General features: G+C 33.7%; 10 protein-coding genes. All 10 read left to right on the forward strand.

Annotated features, from left to right (window positions below; genetic code table 11):
- Nucleotides 1–188: 188 nt before the first annotated feature.
- The 10 genes from ACGH4F_RS04455 to kdsB all read left to right on the forward strand — a co-directional run bounded on the left by ACGH4F_RS04455 (nucleotide 189) and on the right by kdsB (nucleotide 17,332).
- Entirely contained in the window at nucleotides 189–1,625 is a 1,437-nt protein-coding gene (locus ACGH4F_RS04455) for a MotA/TolQ/ExbB proton channel family protein (RefSeq protein WP_267380711.1), read from the forward strand.
- A 98-nt stretch (nucleotides 1,626–1,723) separates the two neighbouring features.
- Entirely contained in the window at nucleotides 1,724–3,121 is a 1,398-nt protein-coding gene (locus ACGH4F_RS04460; protein ID WP_179855830.1) for a TolC family protein, read from the forward strand.
- Nucleotides 3,122–3,140: 19 nt separating this feature from the next.
- Entirely contained in the window at nucleotides 3,141–3,701 is a 561-nt protein-coding gene (locus tag ACGH4F_RS04465; protein ID WP_267352498.1) for a hypothetical protein, read from the forward strand.
- A gap of 93 nt (nucleotides 3,702–3,794) precedes the next feature.
- Nucleotides 3,795–5,093, forward strand: a complete 1,299-nt coding sequence (locus ACGH4F_RS04470; protein WP_267352499.1) for an HlyD family type I secretion periplasmic adaptor subunit — start codon at nucleotides 3,795–3,797, stop codon at nucleotides 5,091–5,093.
- Between the two features lie 27 nt (nucleotides 5,094–5,120).
- Complete coding sequence (locus ACGH4F_RS04475; protein ID WP_411590156.1) at nucleotides 5,121–9,008, forward strand: beta strand repeat-containing protein; 3,888 nt, start codon at nucleotides 5,121–5,123, stop codon at nucleotides 9,006–9,008.
- Between the two features lie 26 nt (nucleotides 9,009–9,034).
- Nucleotides 9,035–12,958: a beta strand repeat-containing protein gene (locus tag ACGH4F_RS04480; protein ID WP_267352501.1), complete on the forward strand. Its 3,924-nt coding sequence runs from the start codon at nucleotides 9,035–9,037 to the stop codon at nucleotides 12,956–12,958.
- A 15-nt stretch (nucleotides 12,959–12,973) separates the two neighbouring features.
- Nucleotides 12,974–15,016 (forward strand): ATP-binding cassette domain-containing protein, encoded by a 2,043-nt coding sequence (locus ACGH4F_RS04485; RefSeq protein WP_267352502.1) that lies wholly within the window; start codon nucleotides 12,974–12,976, stop codon nucleotides 15,014–15,016.
- A 338-nt stretch (nucleotides 15,017–15,354) separates the two neighbouring features.
- Nucleotides 15,355–16,362 carry a tetraacyldisaccharide 4'-kinase gene (gene lpxK / locus ACGH4F_RS04490; protein WP_411590159.1) on the forward strand — a complete coding sequence of 336 codons (1,008 nt, stop codon included), beginning with the start codon at nucleotides 15,355–15,357 and terminating at the stop codon, nucleotides 16,360–16,362.
- 3 nt (nucleotides 16,363–16,365) lie between these two features.
- Entirely contained in the window at nucleotides 16,366–16,551 is a 186-nt protein-coding gene (locus ACGH4F_RS04495) for a Trm112 family protein (protein ID WP_267352504.1), read from the forward strand.
- Nucleotides 16,552–16,567: 16 nt separating this feature from the next.
- Nucleotides 16,568–17,332 carry a 3-deoxy-manno-octulosonate cytidylyltransferase gene (gene kdsB / locus ACGH4F_RS04500; protein WP_267352505.1) on the forward strand — a complete coding sequence of 255 codons (765 nt, stop codon included), beginning with the start codon at nucleotides 16,568–16,570 and terminating at the stop codon, nucleotides 17,330–17,332.
- The last annotated feature ends 2 nt before the right edge of the window (nucleotides 17,333–17,334 follow it).

Below are 17,334 nucleotides of genomic sequence, written 5' to 3' on the forward strand. Positions count from 1 at the left end.
ACAGTAATATTTATTTGGAAATTTTTGAATAAAAAGGTTTCAATTTTTTTAATCAGTATTATAATAAGAATTCATCATATTTTCGTTAAGAAGATTGATGAATATTAATTTTTTATAAAAAATTGGAAAATAAATATAGTTATACTAAATTATGTATGTTTTTATAATTTAGTTTAAGGATGGATAAAGTGAAGTTGAATTCTGTTAAACGATCGATAAGATTTATATTATTGATCCTCTTTGTAATAGTAATAGCTTATGCATATTTTTTTGATGATCTTTTAGAAGCTATTAATCATAATAAAATTATCAATACCGCTATTATTTCAATGCAAGTTATTGGTGTAATTTATACTTTTATTGTTTCTGTTTCACTAATGAGCGGAATCAATAGCTGGAAAAAGTTTTTATCAGTAGCCTCAGAAAATCCCAATAATTTTGATAAATTAAATAACTTTCCTTTTAAAGGTGCAGTTAAAGGGTTAAGAGGGCGTGTATCTGATTTGGCACTTTCAGGTCCAGAAATCCGTAATTCTGTTCTAGACAAATTAAAAGATAGCTTTTCCCACCGTGTATCTGGCGCAGATTATTTATCAGGTTTATTAGTTGGTTTAGGGTTATTAGGTACGTTCATAGGATTAATCTTAACAATGGGCAGTATCCGTGAATCAATGGATATTGTTACTAATAATACCAGTGATATTTCAGCTTTACTTGGTGGTATTGCCGCACCTTTAGGTGGCATGTCAGCAGCATTTACTGCATCATTTCTTGGATTAATGGGTTCTTTAGTAATGGGCTTATTAGCGCATTTATTAGGCTCAATAGTTGATAATATCTATTTTTCAGTTGAAGATTGGGCTAAAACGAATGCTAATGATGTAGGCGTTTCTATATCAAGTGTAATTAATGGTTCTACTGAGTCTGCTCTTGCATCACCTTCGGACGTTAAATTGCAAACAACGAATTTAAATGCAGCTTTATTAGATTCATTTAATCAATTTCTTAATTATCAGAAAAAATTCGAAGATAATCAATTACAGCAGATTGAAAGCACCAATAAATTATCTAATTATTTTGATAAGCTTATTCAACAGCAAGAGCAGAGTTTTGCCTCACAAAACCAAATATTCAATTCTATGCAATCTGTGTTGGGGCAAATACAAAGTGAGTTAGAAGGTGTCAATTCAATGCTTGCCTCTATTGATGGTCAACAACCTATTTTACGAAGTATTCAAGTCGAATTAGAAACAGCGAATAATGCGTTAAATGCAATTGATGAACATACGGTGAAAATTAATGAGGTTCAAAGTCAAACAATTGAAGTTATTGAAAATGTTTATACCTCAACAGATAGAAATCGTACTGCTCTAGTTGAAGCAATTGGTGGAATGAATGCGGATCGCATACAAATAGTTCAAACATTTAAAGAAGTAGCTGAAACACTGACTTGTTTGCAATCTGAAATGGAAGGTGTTCGCCAACAGTTATTAACAATTGAATCCGTTGCTCGTATGAAAACAAGTGATTCCGAAGCAGTAGTACAAGTAGTGCGTCAACAAAATGAACTTTTGCAAGAATGTGTTAGTCAAATGACTACATTAAGAGCATCTGTTCAAAATTGAGTTAATACTTTGTGTAGCACAGTTAATTAACTCTATTTTATTAAAGATAAGATGGAGTTAATTATTTTTAAATAGTTATTTGTTATATGGATTATGTTGTGAAAAATAAAATTATCGTATTAAGTGTGCTTTCGTCCCTTATGATTGGTTGTACTGTTAAACATGAGCTACCAAATACCCAAAATACTTACGAAGCAAATGAAAATATTCTATTAGCTAATAAACAATTACCTAGCATATTGCAAAATGGTTTTGATATTGAATCAAGAGGATTATCTTTAGCAGAAGCCATAGAACTTGCTCAATATTACTCCTTGCGTACTGTTTCTGCGAACTCAAGATTAGAAGAAGCAGATGCAAGAATAGATGAAATGAAAGCAACATACTATCCTAAAGTTAATGTGTTAGCTAAAACCCGCGATAAAGCCTTCGATCGAATGAGCTCGATATCAAGGTCTAATGATGAATATGCTCAAGCTCAGGTCTCTTTTCAATATAACCTGCTTGATTTTGGTCGTACTCGTTATAGTGTAGATAGTGCAAAACAACTTCGTGAATCAGCTAAATATGTTGCTGATTATGAAAAAAATAAAGTTACGTTCAATGTAGTGAAAGCTTACTTTAATGTACGTCGTTACACTCAACAAAAAGATTACGCTCAAGATTATATAAAAGAAATGTCACAACTTGTAAATACTATTGGTGTACAAGTTACAGGAGGGCTTTCACCTCAGTCAGAATTAATCAGGGCACAATTAGCATTAACCAATGCACAAAATGCTTCTAAATCAATTGAACTTCAATTGAAAAAATCGATACAAGAGTTGAATTCTTTGTTGGGTCGTTCAGCGCCAACCCATCCTGTAAAATTGAAAGAAGTATTTATTACAAGTCAATTATATGACCAAATCTTGAATAATGTGTTGGAAAATAACCCTGATATTAAATCTTCTGAGGCTCAGTTAAACAGTGCTCGTTCAGAAATTGAGGTTGCAAAAAGTGCACGATATCCTTCAGTTGATGCTGTCGGATCGTATAGTAAACCTTTCCAACATCCAAGTGATAAAAATGGCAATTTCATCGGTGGTAAAGTGTCACTACAAGTTAGTATGCCTGTCTTAGATGGTGGTATTAATTCATCAAGAATCAGTCAAGCAGTAGCTCGATATAGTTATAGTATGGCTTCTTACAATCAACTGGTACGTGATATTAAAGAGGTTTCAAATAATTTGGTAGAAGATGCGCTTAACTCTACTGATACTTACCTAATACAATCGAAAGCCGAAGATGATGCAAGTAGAACTCGCAAATTATATATGGATGAATTCATTTTAGGTAAACGTAATCTAAACGATTTATTAACCGTAGAAACAGATTACTTTAGTGCGAAAGTAAGTCGATCATCAGCATTATATGATTATTATCTTTCTACACTCGGTTTATATTTACTTGCTGATAAGTTAGATGATGGAATGTTCAAACTTAGCTTAAAATAATGAAAAGAAAGGTATTTCTATGAAATCAAATTCACATTTCTGGCCAGCATATGTTGATATGATGACAGTATTATTACTTGTATATCTTCTAATCACGTTACTTTTTCAAATATTAATGATTATTGCTCAACAAAATGTTGGGATTAAATTGCGTGAGCGTAATCAATTAGTGACTAATGTTTATAAGTATGATCAGGGTGTCAATCCAAATGAATTACGTCTGGATTTTCAGGGGCCTAAAAATCGAAATTTCTTAACAGAAGCAAATAAAGAAAAATTGATTCAATGGATTGATGCGAATAAAGACCAAATCGAAGAAAAAGGTGCTGTTATTTTTGCTACTTCGTCAGATGACGCACAAGTTGGTTTTTCTTTAAGTCTACAATATCAACGAAGTTTAGAAGTGTTTAGTATTTTACAATCTCGAAAAGTTTCCGTTCAAAAAGTAAAAATAGAAAATGCTTCTGTTAATAGGAGTGATATTGGATTTGTATCTATCCGTATATTACGTGATGATGAAGTCAATGTGGTTGAAAATCAGCCTTCAGAGATTCAAAGTCAAAGAATGATACAGAACTAAAATATAGGCGCAATAAATTACTAGAACAGGTAAATTAAAGTGGTCATCGCTGCCAATTAATACCAACAAATTAATGACAATATTTGAATCAAAATGAAAGATAGATTTAGAGAAAAATTTCAAGATGGAGTGGTAGTTTTAAAAAAACTAGCTAACTATATGCCAACAGGAATAGCAGGTAGAACACTACTTGTTATCGTTCTATTTCTAATTTGGATTTCATTATTTAAAGTTGATGTGTTAGTTAAAGGTGTTGGTGTTATTCGTGTCGAAAGTCGAAATATCACTCTTCAACACCCTGAAGGTGGCGTTATTCAACAACTTTTGGTGCATGAAGGGCAGCATGTTACAAAAGGACAATTAATTGCGATTGTTGATAATAGCTATGTTAATGAAAGCTTTGCCAAAAATGAAATTGAACGCAAAGCTTTATTGGTCAGAATAGAACGACTTAATGCAGAATTAAGTAATGAAAAATTTGAACCTAAATTTACGGGTGAAAAATCATTAGATGAAATTATAACAAATGAATTGCATTTATTTGATTCAAGATCCGTAGCTTTACGGGCACAAAAACAAGTCATTAATGCTCAAGTAGAACAGAAGAAAGCGCAAATTTTAGAATTGGTCACTAAAATTGATGATCTTAGCAAACAAGCGGAGTTGGCTAAACAAGAAGTACAGCTTTACAAAAACATGGTAGCTAAGGGAGCAGCAGCACAAGGAGCTTTGCTTCAGAAAAAACTTGAAAATCAGCAAATACAAACCGCACTTAATGAGTCCAGATTAAGAGTACCACGATTAAATAGTGAACTTTCAGAATATGAAGCAAGATATGAACAGATTCAAGCTGACTTCATATCTGATGTTCAAAAACAACTAACTCAAGTTAATATCAATTTAAGCGATGTTGATAACTCGCGAACGCACAGTGAAGGACGACGAGAAAACTCAAAAATTGTCAGTCCTGCCGATGGCGTAGTTCAGCGTCTGTTTGTTGCTCATACAGGTGCAGTTATTCGAGCAGGGGGAGAAGTAGTTGAAATAGCACCTTCAGAAGTCCCTCTCATTGCTGAAGTAAAAGTAAGACCAGAAGATAGGGATCGTATTTGGGAAAAAATGGTTGCAAGATTGCATATCAGTGCTTTTGACGTTTCATATGCTAACACACTAGAGGGAAGAGTATCTGTTATCAGTGCAGATGCTGTTTCAGACGAAAATTTAGGTCGATATTACCTTGTTAGTATTGAAGTTCCTTCTGAGAAATATAATGTAACTATGTACCCAGGTATGAGTGTCGATGCATATTTGCTGACTGGAAAAAGGACATTACTGGAATACTTTTTAAAACCCTTATTGTCAAACAGTTCTCTTGTTTTTTCAGAACCTTAACTTATTTAGATGAATGGATATAAATAGATGTCACAATATAATGAATTACCAATGCCTGCATCATCAGAAACAGCTGTTGTTCCTGTTACCTATGCAGAAAACTATATACCCGTTAATTATAAAGATGTTGAATTATTAATTAATGGTACTGATTTGATTGTTCAGTCTGGTGATAAAAAATTAATATTACCATTAGCGGCTAAACTAGCATCATTAGACCCAAATATATTTACTTTTTCATTTAAAGATGGGGTTACAATCAATGCTAATGAGTTAATTTCCAAGTCTCAATCTATTAATACTGCGCCAAAGTTAACTGAAAATAATGAATCTGATGTTACTGAAAAAAATGAGATGAAGGGGCAAGATGAACATGAAGTTATCGAACCTGTCGCTAATGAATCTGTTGAAATTATCGTAGTCAATAATTTAGACAGTCAATTACAAAAAGATGAAGAGAGTATTGAAGATCTTGAAAAGTTTATTTCAAAAAATTCTTCATCAACTATCAGTGATAATGATAACAATATTTCAGAAAATATCCCGTATCCATCAACATCCGATACAGCCGAATCTTCAAAGGAAAAATTTATTGCAGAATCGCATGAAATTATCGATATCAATGATAATAATAACAATAACGACGATAGCTCTGATGAAATCGATATTCCTTCAATAAAGTTATTACAAATCAAATCGGTTGTTAATAACTCAAGTAAAATTTGGATAGCGGGTACCGGTAATGACGAAGCAGCTGAATCAGAAAATTTTAATATCCAATATGAAAATATTCATATAGATCTATCGGGAGAAACAGAAAATTGGACAATTTACGCTAATGATGAAACGAAGCTACCTATTGGGCAAATAGGGCGCGTTATAGAAATTAATGATGCAACAAGTGTCGTTTCTGTTACTGGTCAACTCGGAAATATGAAAATCATTACAGCTGATTCGGCACTCGGTAAAGAATTTGGATTAGCTGCAAATCAATTTTTAATTATTTATCCTGAAGGAATAAAATCGTCTTTTAGTCTTGCTTTAAGCTATATTGATAATCAAGGCAATACAGTAAATGAACAGGCTAATTTTGATATTACCGATCACCCAGCAATTATTGTTGATAATACTGGGCATTTTCAACTTTCATCAACCAAAAATAATGTTGATATCACCGCTGGTAGTGGGGATGATACCATTTTTGCAGGCAATCAAAATGGACATTATGATGGAGGTGCTGGTACAAATACAGTTAATTATAGCCAACTTAAAGAATCACTGGTTATTGATTTAAATAATGGAAAAACTGACGCCAAAAATACCCACCATACATTAAAAAATATTCAAAATGTAATTGGAAGTAATAATGGCGATACCATAATTGGGCATAGCCAAGAAAATAATATACTCACTGGCGGTGATGGTAATGATACGATTATGAGTGGTGGGGGTAACAACATTATTGATGGCGGTAAAGGTATCAATACCATTGCCTTTGAAAATGTGACTAGCGGTGTTCACGTTGATTTATCTGCAAATAAAGTTATTAATAACGGTAATGGCGGCACAGACTCTGTTAAAAATATTCAAAATATCACCGGTAGTGATTTTGATGATATTTTAATAGGCGATGATCAAGACAACCTCATTGTCGGTGGTAAAGGTAATGATACTTTATCAGGTCGAGGTGGAAATAATACACTCGATGGTGGTGAGGGAATTAACACCGCTGACTATTCAGACGCTGAATCTGGAATTGAAGTGGATTTAACAAAAGATAATAACCAAGTTGAAGATAATGGATTCGGTGGAAAAGATACACTAATTAATATCCAAGCTATTGTTGGAAGTGATTATGATGATAAATTCATAACAGGTGTTGGCACTACCATTATTGATGGTGGCGCTGGTGATGATCACTTTAAAGTTGGTGGTAATGAAGCGAGCATCACATTTTTAAGTGGAAATAGTGGTAATAACACCTATGAAGCAGGAGCAGGATTTAACAATTATTTAGGGGGAACAGGTTTTGACACCCTTAGTTATGTAAATGCAGCTTATGGAATTAGCATTGATTTCAATAAAAGTATTGTTTATGACAATGGCTTTTCAGGTATTGATATTTTAAAGGATATTAATAAAGTCATTGGAACTAATTTTGATGATTATTTCGTTTTAGGTAATGGCGATCATTCAGTCGATGGGGGTCTTGGTAATAATACAATCATAGCAGGTTCTGGCAACAATAAAATTGATGGAGGAAGTCAAGGCGCAGGTTTCATTAATACTGTTGATTACAGTAATGCAACTTCAGGTCTGGAAATGGATTTAGTAACGGGTGATGTTGCTAAAAATGGCTTTGGTGGTCAAGATAACATAACAAACATTCAAAAAATTATAGCGACTGATTTTGATGATGTAATCTACAGTAGTGCTAACGATCTAAGTATTTTAGCTGGGGCTGGAAATGATACAGTTTACGGCAATTATGGTAATGATATTCTTGATGGTGGAGAAGGTGTAAACACACTAAGATATGATGCTCTCAGTGACGGTGTTACTATCAATATGAGTAACGGCACTGTTACTAAAACCTCTGGTACAGATAATTTTACCAATTTCAATACTTTTATTGGTTCAAAAGGCAGTGATGTTTTCATCGCTGCAGCAGGCAATCAAACAATTGATGGTAGCTCAGGTCACGATGCCATAGATTATAGTGGTATGTCTGGAAGAATGGTGGCTCATCTTGATACTAATCAGATTGATGATGATGTTAAAGATAGACATTTATTTCATCACACCGTAAAAAATATTGATGAAGTTAGATTTTCAAATGCTTCAGGTAATGTTGGTTATACTAAAACATCGGGTTCAACAAAGTTTGTCGGCGGTTCATTAAATGATACCTTCTATATTTTAGGCGGAAATAATGAAATTTTTGGTGGAAGCGGCACAGATATAATCAGCTATCGATACTCTACTACTGGAAAAGGTGTTGTAGTAGAACTCAATCAAAGTGGTACAGGTTATGCAACACAAAATAGCTATGGTGGTAAAGACCATATTGTGGATGTCGAAACCGTTCATGGTACCGAATTCAATGACTATATTAAATCTTTCGCTGAAATGAGAGGATTTTCTGGTAACGATACACTAGAAGGCGTTGGTAAAAATGCGTGGGTTGATTATGGCGATGCATCAAATGTGGATATCGATTTAGAGAAAGGTATTGCTGTAAAAAGTGGTGGGAAAACCACAGGTACAGATAAACTAATCAATATCAATAAAGTTGTAACTGGTTCGGGTGATAGTATTGTTCGAGGCAATGATAACGACAATGTTATAACCGGACGATTTGGAAACGATACATTTTACGCTTCTACAGGAAACGATAGTTACAACGGCGATCGCGGTAATGATACGTTAATTTATAATGAATTAAATAATACTAAAATTGAAGTTAATCTTAATACTAACACAATTGTCAAAACCCATGATAATGGTAATCAAGGTGTGGATAACTATAAAAGTATTGAAAACATCATTGGAACCAATGGTAATGATATATTCAAAATTACCTCATTAGCAGATTTAAATGGCTATCAATGTATTGACGGAGGTCAAGGATTTGATGTTGTTAAAAAATCTGGTCAAACAGATAATTTCTTTTTTGGAAGTTCAACTATTTTTAAACATATAGACAGTTTTGATTTCAAAGACAATAGCATGGATAGAATTTCCATTGATTTATCGACCTTTTTTGATGCTTTGGATACAGATTCAGTTGAGTTTGTTTTAGATAGTAATGACAGTTTAGCATTAATAAATTCCTCTTCTTGGTCACATAGTGTAAATGGTTCAAAAGAAATTTGGACAGATGGTACACATGAATTAATCGTTGACCGAGTATAAATAGAGATAAGAAGTGAGACAAGTTTATGAGTAACACAAATACAGCCTTAACACCGATGGAGCCAGCTCTTTCAATTATTCCTTTTACTTATGAAGACAATAAAATTAATGCTTCATGGGAAAAAGATAAAGTATCTTTATCAATTAATGGTTCGGATTTAATCATTACTACAGGTGACAATCGTAAATTGATTTTAACGATGGGAGCCGAATTAGCTTCTTTAAATGGAGGCGTGCTTTCATTAGCATTTAATGATGGAAAAAAATTAAATTCATATGAAATTATGAGTTTAGCGAAAATTGAAGATATTACACCAGAGATAATTGAAACAAAAGCACCTGAACAACTTACCACTAAAGAGGATGACATCACTGTCGAAAGTGTCGAAGATAAAACGGTTGATCTCACGACAAACATGACAGACAATTTTATTGTTATTGATACAAGTGGTGGTGCGGACACGTCATCAAATGAAATTCAATCTTCACTTGAAAATATGATGGATTTAGACATGCAAGTGAAGCCTGCTAAACTTAAGTCACCTCATGCAGATATTGTTTTTAAGAAGAGTTCATCATCCAGTTCGGATTCTGAAAAGTTTCAATCAAGTATCGATGGCGAAGTTCCAATTGTTGAAAGTAAACCACCTGCAAGTATTACGCCAAAGATGCCTAATGTTAAACTTTATCAATGGGAAGGATTAATCGATAGTGCTCAACATGTTTACGATGTCGGTGGTGGTAATCTAACAGCAAGAACGGATGTTACAGCCAATGCGCAGTATTCAACAACACTGGTTGATCTTTCGCAAGAAAATGCTGATTGGACGGTTAACGTAGCTAATCAAAATTATATTGAAGAAGGTAAAATTCTTCGTATTGTCTCTTTTGATGATGCTCAATCAATAGGTAACATAACAGGGCTTCCTTCTGACTATGAAATTATTCGAGGCGGTACAGCGCAGGGTGATAAATATGGTTTATCGCTCAATGAAATCATTATTTTATATCCAAAAGGTCAGATTAATAAATTCTCGATTTCGGTAACATACACTGATTCAAATGGAAAAACTGTAACAGAAGACTTTAATTTTTCAGTTGTTGATTCCCCTTCATCACTTATTGATATCGATGGAAACATACTGTTATCAAGTTCCGCTAATAATGTTCATGTTGTTGGTGGTGCTGGAGATGATGTCATTATTGCTGGCACAACACAAGATATTTATGACGGTGGAGCTGGAATTAATACTGTAGATTATAGCCAAGTAAAAGGTGACTTAATTATTGATTTACATACGAAAACTGTTACAGGAGCTGTAAATCAACAGGTTGAAAATATTCAAAATATTATTGGTAACAATGGTGATAATACTTTTATCGGAAGCTTAACAGAAAGTAACAACTTGATTGGCGGTGATGGCAAGGATATCTTTTTTGTTGGTGGTGGCAAAGATAATCAGATAGATGGCAAAGGCGGTATTAATACAATAAGTTATGAAACCACTGATAACGGAGTCAATGTTGATTTAACTAAGGGCATTGTTACCGATGCATTTGGTCGAAACGACTCAATTCGAAATATTAATAACATTACTGGTACACATTTTGATGATGTCTTAATTGGAGATGATAAAGACAATATCATAATTGGTAATGGTGGTAATGATATCCTTGTAGGTATGGGGGGTAACAATACGCTAATAGGCGGTAATGGTGGAAATAGTACGGCCAGTTATCAAGAATCCGTAAAAGGAATTAATGTTGACCTTTCTAAAACAGATAAACAAGTTATCAATAATGGCTTTGATGGTTCGGATACTTTAACGAATATTCAATCAATTAAAGGTAGTCAACATGATGATATTTTTAAAACCGCCAAAGGTAGTATAACGATATATGGTGGTGAAGGTAATGATACTTTTTATATTGAAGGTGATGCAATTAGTCGAGCTGTAATTCACGGTGAAGCAGGTAATAATCTTTATGTTGCTGGGCAAGGTTATAACTCCTTTATTGGTGGTTCAGGAATTGACGTTGTAGATTATCATCTAGCGTCTTCGGCCATTGATGTAAATCTTAAAACACGACGTGCCTATTCAAATGGTTTTGGCGGTGCGGATCAGCTAACTAACATAAATGGCATTGTTGGAACTGATTTTGACGATCGTATTGAATTGGCTAATGATACTAATTATCTCATTAGTACAGGCGCTGGCGATGATTATCTTATTGTAGGCAAAGGCGGAATGTCTAATTATTATGATGGAGGAGATGGTGTCGATACTATCGATTATAGTAATGTCGCTAATGGCATTGAAATCAGCCTGAAAAATCAAGTAGCAACAAAGAACGGTACCAAAGATAGCAATGGTCTTGATGGTGTAGATAAGGTCTCAAATTTCGAAAATATTGTTGGTTCAGCTTTTGATGATATCATTGAAGGAAGCGATGCTGATAATATTATTCATGTTGGTGGCGGGTCGGAAAATATCATCTATGGTTCTTTGGGTAATGACCAAATTATCACTAAAGGTAATGGAACGAATACGTTAGATTATAGTCGTTATTCTATTGTTGCACAGAATTCTGGGATTGAGATAGACGCTACTAATGGAACAGTAATAAAAGATATCAACGGACAGACATATCAGGATAGTTTTACAGCGGGTGGATTCGCAAAATTTGTTGGTACGGAATATGATGATACATTCATTATAAACCAGAGTACAACATTTGTTGACGGTAGTGGTGGAACTAACTCGCTTATTTTAGATGAAACAATGCAAGGATCGTATATTGTTGATTTAGAAAACAATCGTATTACAGCTAATAATTATGATGCTGAAATAAAGAATATAAATAATGTGACCATTAAAAATGGTACTTTGCAGTTTTATGGAAACGAAACAGAAGGTAATACCGTTATTGCTGGTGCAGGTGATGATCATATCCATGCTAAAGGTGGTGATAATTTTATAGACGGTGGCGCTGGTAGTGACTGGCTCTATTACGATGATGGAATTCAAGGTGTGGTTGTTTCGTTAGATGCAAACGGTAATGGTACGGCGACTAATGGTTTTGGCGGAAAAGATACGATAAAAAATATCGAAAACATATATGGTTCACAATATGACGATATAATATCAGGAAAAGGAATTTTAATTGGTGGTGATGGAAATAATACATTAATTGGTATTGGCAATAATGCAGTTGTTCAATATAAATCACCAAATGGAATTAAAGCAAATCTTGACACAGGTATAGTAAGCGATAATGGGTATGGTAAAGAAGATCGTATCGTGAATATACACAAAATCATTGGAACTGATAAAGATGATGAATTTTATGGTAGTAGTGTAAGTGATGAAATTCATACTGGTGCTGGAAATGATATTGTTTACGGCAGTAGTGGTAATGATAGAATAGTGAATACTAGTGGTAATACGAAAATAGATTATACTAATTTAAGAGAAGGTATAAGAGTTTATATTACTAACAATAAAGATATGACAGTTTCTAAAGGTAATTGGGGGAGAGATACACTTACTTCCATTACCGATATTTCAGGAACTAATTTTAATGACGAGTTTCAATTCAGTTCGCTTACCGATTTCAATCGATATCACTCAATTGATGGTGGTTTAGGTATAGATAGTGTCACCAAAAAAGGAAGAGCTGGAACGTTTGATTTTAGTGTCGTTAATAAAAATTTATTTAAACATATTGATATTTTCAATTTTAAAGATGGGGTCGCTGGTGATTTTATCCTCGTAAATTTAAGTGATTTATTTGAGAATATGGATAATAACAATATTCGATTTGATACCGATAGCACTGATTCATTACAAATTTTAGATAGTGCAGGTACTTGGGTACATTCTGAAATTTCACCGGGTGTTGATCAGTGGACAGATGGAACCCATACATTAACTTGGAATCATGTATAGGTATCAGATATCTTTATGAATAGTGAATTATCTACAAATTCTGGTGATATTTTTCAACTAAAGTCGGTCTTGTCAGAGGCCGCAAAAAAATTATCTTTACCTGTTGGTCAATGGGAATGGCAGGAGCAGATTGAAAAACTAGAGCAGACTGCTAACCGAGAAATGTTGTTTGAGTTGGCACAAAAATATCTTGGTATAGAATTATTTCCTTGTTCCGAAGAACATAATGCTGTCAATAAAGGGTTATACGTTGCTTTTGAAGAACAAACAGGATGGTCTCTGCTTACCGTTCATTCTAATAAGATAAAAAATGAAAAAAATGTTAAATTAGATAAACTGCCAAAGGAGACTTGGCGTGTCTTGCTAACTGAAAGAAAAAATAAATTAAGTTGGCGTTCATTGTTGGTTATGGGGCAAAAAGAAAATAGGATTATCAGTCGTCTTTTTTGGACAACTCTGATAATCAATCTCTTTATCATGCTCATTCCATTATATTTAAATGCAATATATGATCGAGTAATACCTGGGCAAGCTGACTCTTCACTTTGGACACTATCCTTAGGCGTAATGCTGGCTATTTTAGTTGAGTATTACTTTAGAATGGATAGAATAAAATTGGGGTGTGAATATTCATCTTTAGTACAATATCGTTTAGAACCTAAAATTATTTCTGAACTTATTCAAGTTATGCCTAGCTTTAAAACTCAATGGGGACGCAAAGTAATTGAGGCAATGAACAACTGGAATGTGTTTAGAATGCAGTTTTTAACGTTCTTTTCAAGCACAGTATTAGATCTGGTTTTCAGTCTGCTTTATTTTATTGTTATTGCGATTGTTGCGGGTTGGTTAATAGTTGTTCCTATTTTTATTTTTATATGTGCAATCGTTCGTATTACGCTTTTTTATTTTGAAAATAAATCTATTCCAACGATAAATGCTCAAGTCCCTTTTTCACCGACAACTCTTGAATATTATCAGTCTTCGGTTTCTTATAAAGAAGCGACTTATACCTTTCTAGCCGGTAATGAAAAAGCGCAGCAAAATGAACAAAAACGCTATATTATTCATAACCGCTGTAGTTCTTTTTTAATGGGTTTAACTAGTTTACAAACTGTGCTTGCCGTGATTGTTGCTTTTTACCTAATACAGACAGGTCATATGTCGCCAGCAGGTTTATTTGCGACAATTATTATTGGTGGTCGTTTGAGTCAACCGTTTTTCTCGTTAATGCATATGTTACCTAATCTTGAACGTATGACTAACTCCATGAAACAGATTAATGCGCTTCTTGATAAAGAACAAAATGAAAACGGATTATTGAGTGGCTTCAACGGCCCTAAAAATGGTTGGGGGGCATCTAAAGTCAGTTTCAAATATCATCCTTCTTTACCTTGTTTAGACGATATCAGTTTGCAAATCAAGTCAGGTGAACGAATAGCGATAGTTGGTGGGCCAGGATCAGGGAAAAGTACTTTATTAAAATTATTATTAGGTATTTTAGAAGCAGATGAAGGCAACATAACATGGAATGGTTTTATGTTAACTAAATCTATTGCAGATTCATTACGAAGTGAAACTCACTATCTATGGCAATATAGTGGTATTATCGGCGAAACAGTATACGAATATCTAACATTAAATAATAAACCTGACCAAATTTCGCATGATCGCGCTTTAGAAGTATTAAAACAAGTGAATTTGCAAAATTTGTTACCTTTTTTAAATAATGGACTTGATACTTACTGGCGCCAATTGCCTGTTCCGTTAACGATTTTACAACGTCAAAAGTTAGCTTTAGCTCGATTTATCTTATCTCCGCATAGCATATCATTTTTAGATAATCCTAGCGCCGAGTTAGATCCGAATACTGAGCAGTTATTGTTAGCACAACTTGATTTACGTGCAAAACAAGGACAAACAATGGTTATTGCAACAGACAGAACTAATCTTTTGAGCTTTGTTGATCGAGTTATTATGCTTAATGGTGGCAATATTGTTTTTGACGGAAATAAGCAAGATTTCCAACAATATTTGCAAAAGACAGCTCAAGATAAATAAATTTGATTGATTACTGATAATCAATTCATTTTTCAATGATAAAAAAGGATTTGATAAGAATCCTTTTTTATTTGTTGTTTCCCTTCTATATTAAAATTATTGTCAGTAATACTGAATGATTAAAAATTCTCAAATTTAAACTTTTAACATTGGTTTAATCGATTTTAAAATTATAAAATAGGGTAATTTTTTAAAAGGCTTACTTAACTATGCTTTGTTAGATTATTCTCATTGTCTAAATTAAAAATGACTAAAATGATTTGGATTAGTCAATAAACACCAGAATAGATTACAATAGCAAATTTAATATAAAAGCATAATTCAATGGTGAATAAACAATGATTGAAAAATTATGGTATGGTAAAACACATTTTTATTGGTTACTGATGCCATTATCATGGTTGTATGGATTAATAACATTGGTTAGACGCCAACTTTACAAAGCAGGAATATTAAAATCTTGGAAATCACCTGTACCTATCATCGTAATTGGAAACTTATCGGTAGGTGGGAATGGAAAAACTCCACTGGTAATAGGATTAATTGAAGCTTTAAAGACTAAAGGTTTAAAAATCGGTGTTGTTTCACGTGGATATGGTGGAAAAGCAGAAAGTTATCCGCTTATTTTAGATGAACAAACAACCACCGCACAAGCTGGGGATGAACCAGTATTAATTTATCAACGAACACATGTGCCAGTTGCTGTTTCTCCCAATCGAAGTCAAGCGGTACAAGCTTTATTAGATAACTATCAATTAGATGCAATTTTAACTGATGATGGCTTACAACATTATGCATTAAAGCGAGATATTGAAATTGTGGTTGTTGACGGTAAACGCTTATTTGGTAACGGTTGGTGGATACCAGCAGGGCCAATGAGGGAGCGACAAAGTCGATTAAAATCTGTTGATATTATTATTATTAATGGCGAAACTAAAAGTCATTTAGCTGAAAAATTCCCCGAAAAAACTTATACAATGCAACTAAAACCGCAATATGCAGTAAATTTATTAACAAAAGAAAAAATAGAATTGCATTCATTAAAAAATATCTGTGCTATGGCCGGTATTGGTGATCCCAACCGTTTTTTTACAATGCTAAATACACTCAAAGCTGATGTGATCAAAACAGTATCATTTGCGGATCATCAAAATTATACTTTGCCATTGTTAGCGAATATTGCTACACAAGATCAAACCCTTTTAATGACAGAAAAAGATGCGGTAAAATGTTTTCAATTTACATTACCAAATTGGTGGTATTTACCCATAGAGGCAATATTGCCTAATCAGGTAACTAATCAAATCTGCTCATTGTTAGAAGAAATAAAATCTAAAAGAGAATAAAAAATGAAAGAAATCCTCCTTAAGGCGCTAGCTTGCCCTAAATGTCATGGTGAACTTCAATATGATACTGAACAAAATAGTCTAATATGTCCAAAGGATAAACTTGTTTATTTAATCAAAGATAATATTCCTGTGTTACTGGAAAACGAAGCGAAAACACTGAATTCTTCGATTTCAGTTCACGAATAGGTAAAAGGTTTTAATTATGAATTTTTCGGTTATTATTCCTGCGAGATATGCTTCAAGTCGTTTACCAGCTAAACCGCTTGCTGATATTCATGGTAAACCTATGATTGTGCGAGTGATGGAGCAAGCCAAAAAGTCTTCAGCAAATCGGGTAATTATTGCAACTGATCATCAACAAGTATTCGATGTGGTGAAATCTTATGGCGGTGAAGTAATTTTGACTAGCAATAAACATAATTCGGGTACAGAACGATTAGCAGAAGTCATCAATGCCTATCAATTTTCCGATGATGAAATTATTGTGAACGTACAAGGTGACGAGCCGCTAATTCCACCAATCATCATTGATCAAGTTGCTGAAAACTTAGTACAGTATAAAACAGGAATGGCAACATTAGCTGTTCCAATCGATTCAGCAACAGAAGCATTTAATCCTGGTGCAGTGAAAGTTGTGACTGATAAAGATGGGTATGCACTCTACTTTTCTCGAGCAACCATTCCTTGGGAAAGGGATCGCTTTGCGAAATCTGAAGATCTTTTCAAACCAACAAGTATTGGTGATTTTTATCTTCGACATATCGGGATTTATGCCTATCGAGCTGGTTTCATTCGTCAATATATCAATTGGGCACCTTCTACACTTGAGCAGATTGAAATGTTAGAACAGTTACGTGTACTTTGGTATGGTGAAAAAATTCATGTGGCAGTTGCTAAACAGGCCCCTGCTATAGGGGTTGATACACAAGAAGACTTAGAAAAAGTCAGAAAGTTATTTAAGGATTAAAA

Source organism: Gilliamella sp. CG35, from assembly GCF_046635745.1.
GTDB classification, from domain to species: domain Bacteria; phylum Pseudomonadota; class Gammaproteobacteria; order Enterobacterales; family Orbaceae; genus Gilliamella; species Gilliamella apicola_I.

Excerpts from the sequence above, each read along its gene's own strand:
- ACGH4F_RS04485 (WP_267352502.1), top strand. The coding sequence starts at position 12,974 with ATGAATAGTGAATTATCTACAAATTCTGGTGATATTTTTCAACTAAAG.
- ACGH4F_RS04475 (WP_411590156.1), top strand. The coding sequence starts at position 5,121 with ATGTCACAATATAATGAATTACCAATGCCTGCATCATCAGAAACAGCT.
- lpxK (WP_411590159.1), top strand. The coding sequence starts at position 15,355 with ATGATTGAAAAATTATGGTATGGTAAAACACATTTTTATTGGTTACTG.
- ACGH4F_RS04470 (WP_267352499.1), top strand. The coding sequence starts at position 3,795 with ATGAAAGATAGATTTAGAGAAAAATTTCAAGATGGAGTGGTAGTTTTA.
- kdsB (WP_267352505.1), top strand. The coding sequence starts at position 16,568 with ATGAATTTTTCGGTTATTATTCCTGCGAGATATGCTTCAAGTCGTTTA.
- ACGH4F_RS04495 (WP_267352504.1), top strand. The coding sequence starts at position 16,366 with ATGAAAGAAATCCTCCTTAAGGCGCTAGCTTGCCCTAAATGTCATGGT.
- ACGH4F_RS04465 (WP_267352498.1), top strand. The coding sequence starts at position 3,141 with ATGAAATCAAATTCACATTTCTGGCCAGCATATGTTGATATGATGACA.
- ACGH4F_RS04480 (WP_267352501.1), top strand. The coding sequence starts at position 9,035 with ATGAGTAACACAAATACAGCCTTAACACCGATGGAGCCAGCTCTTTCA.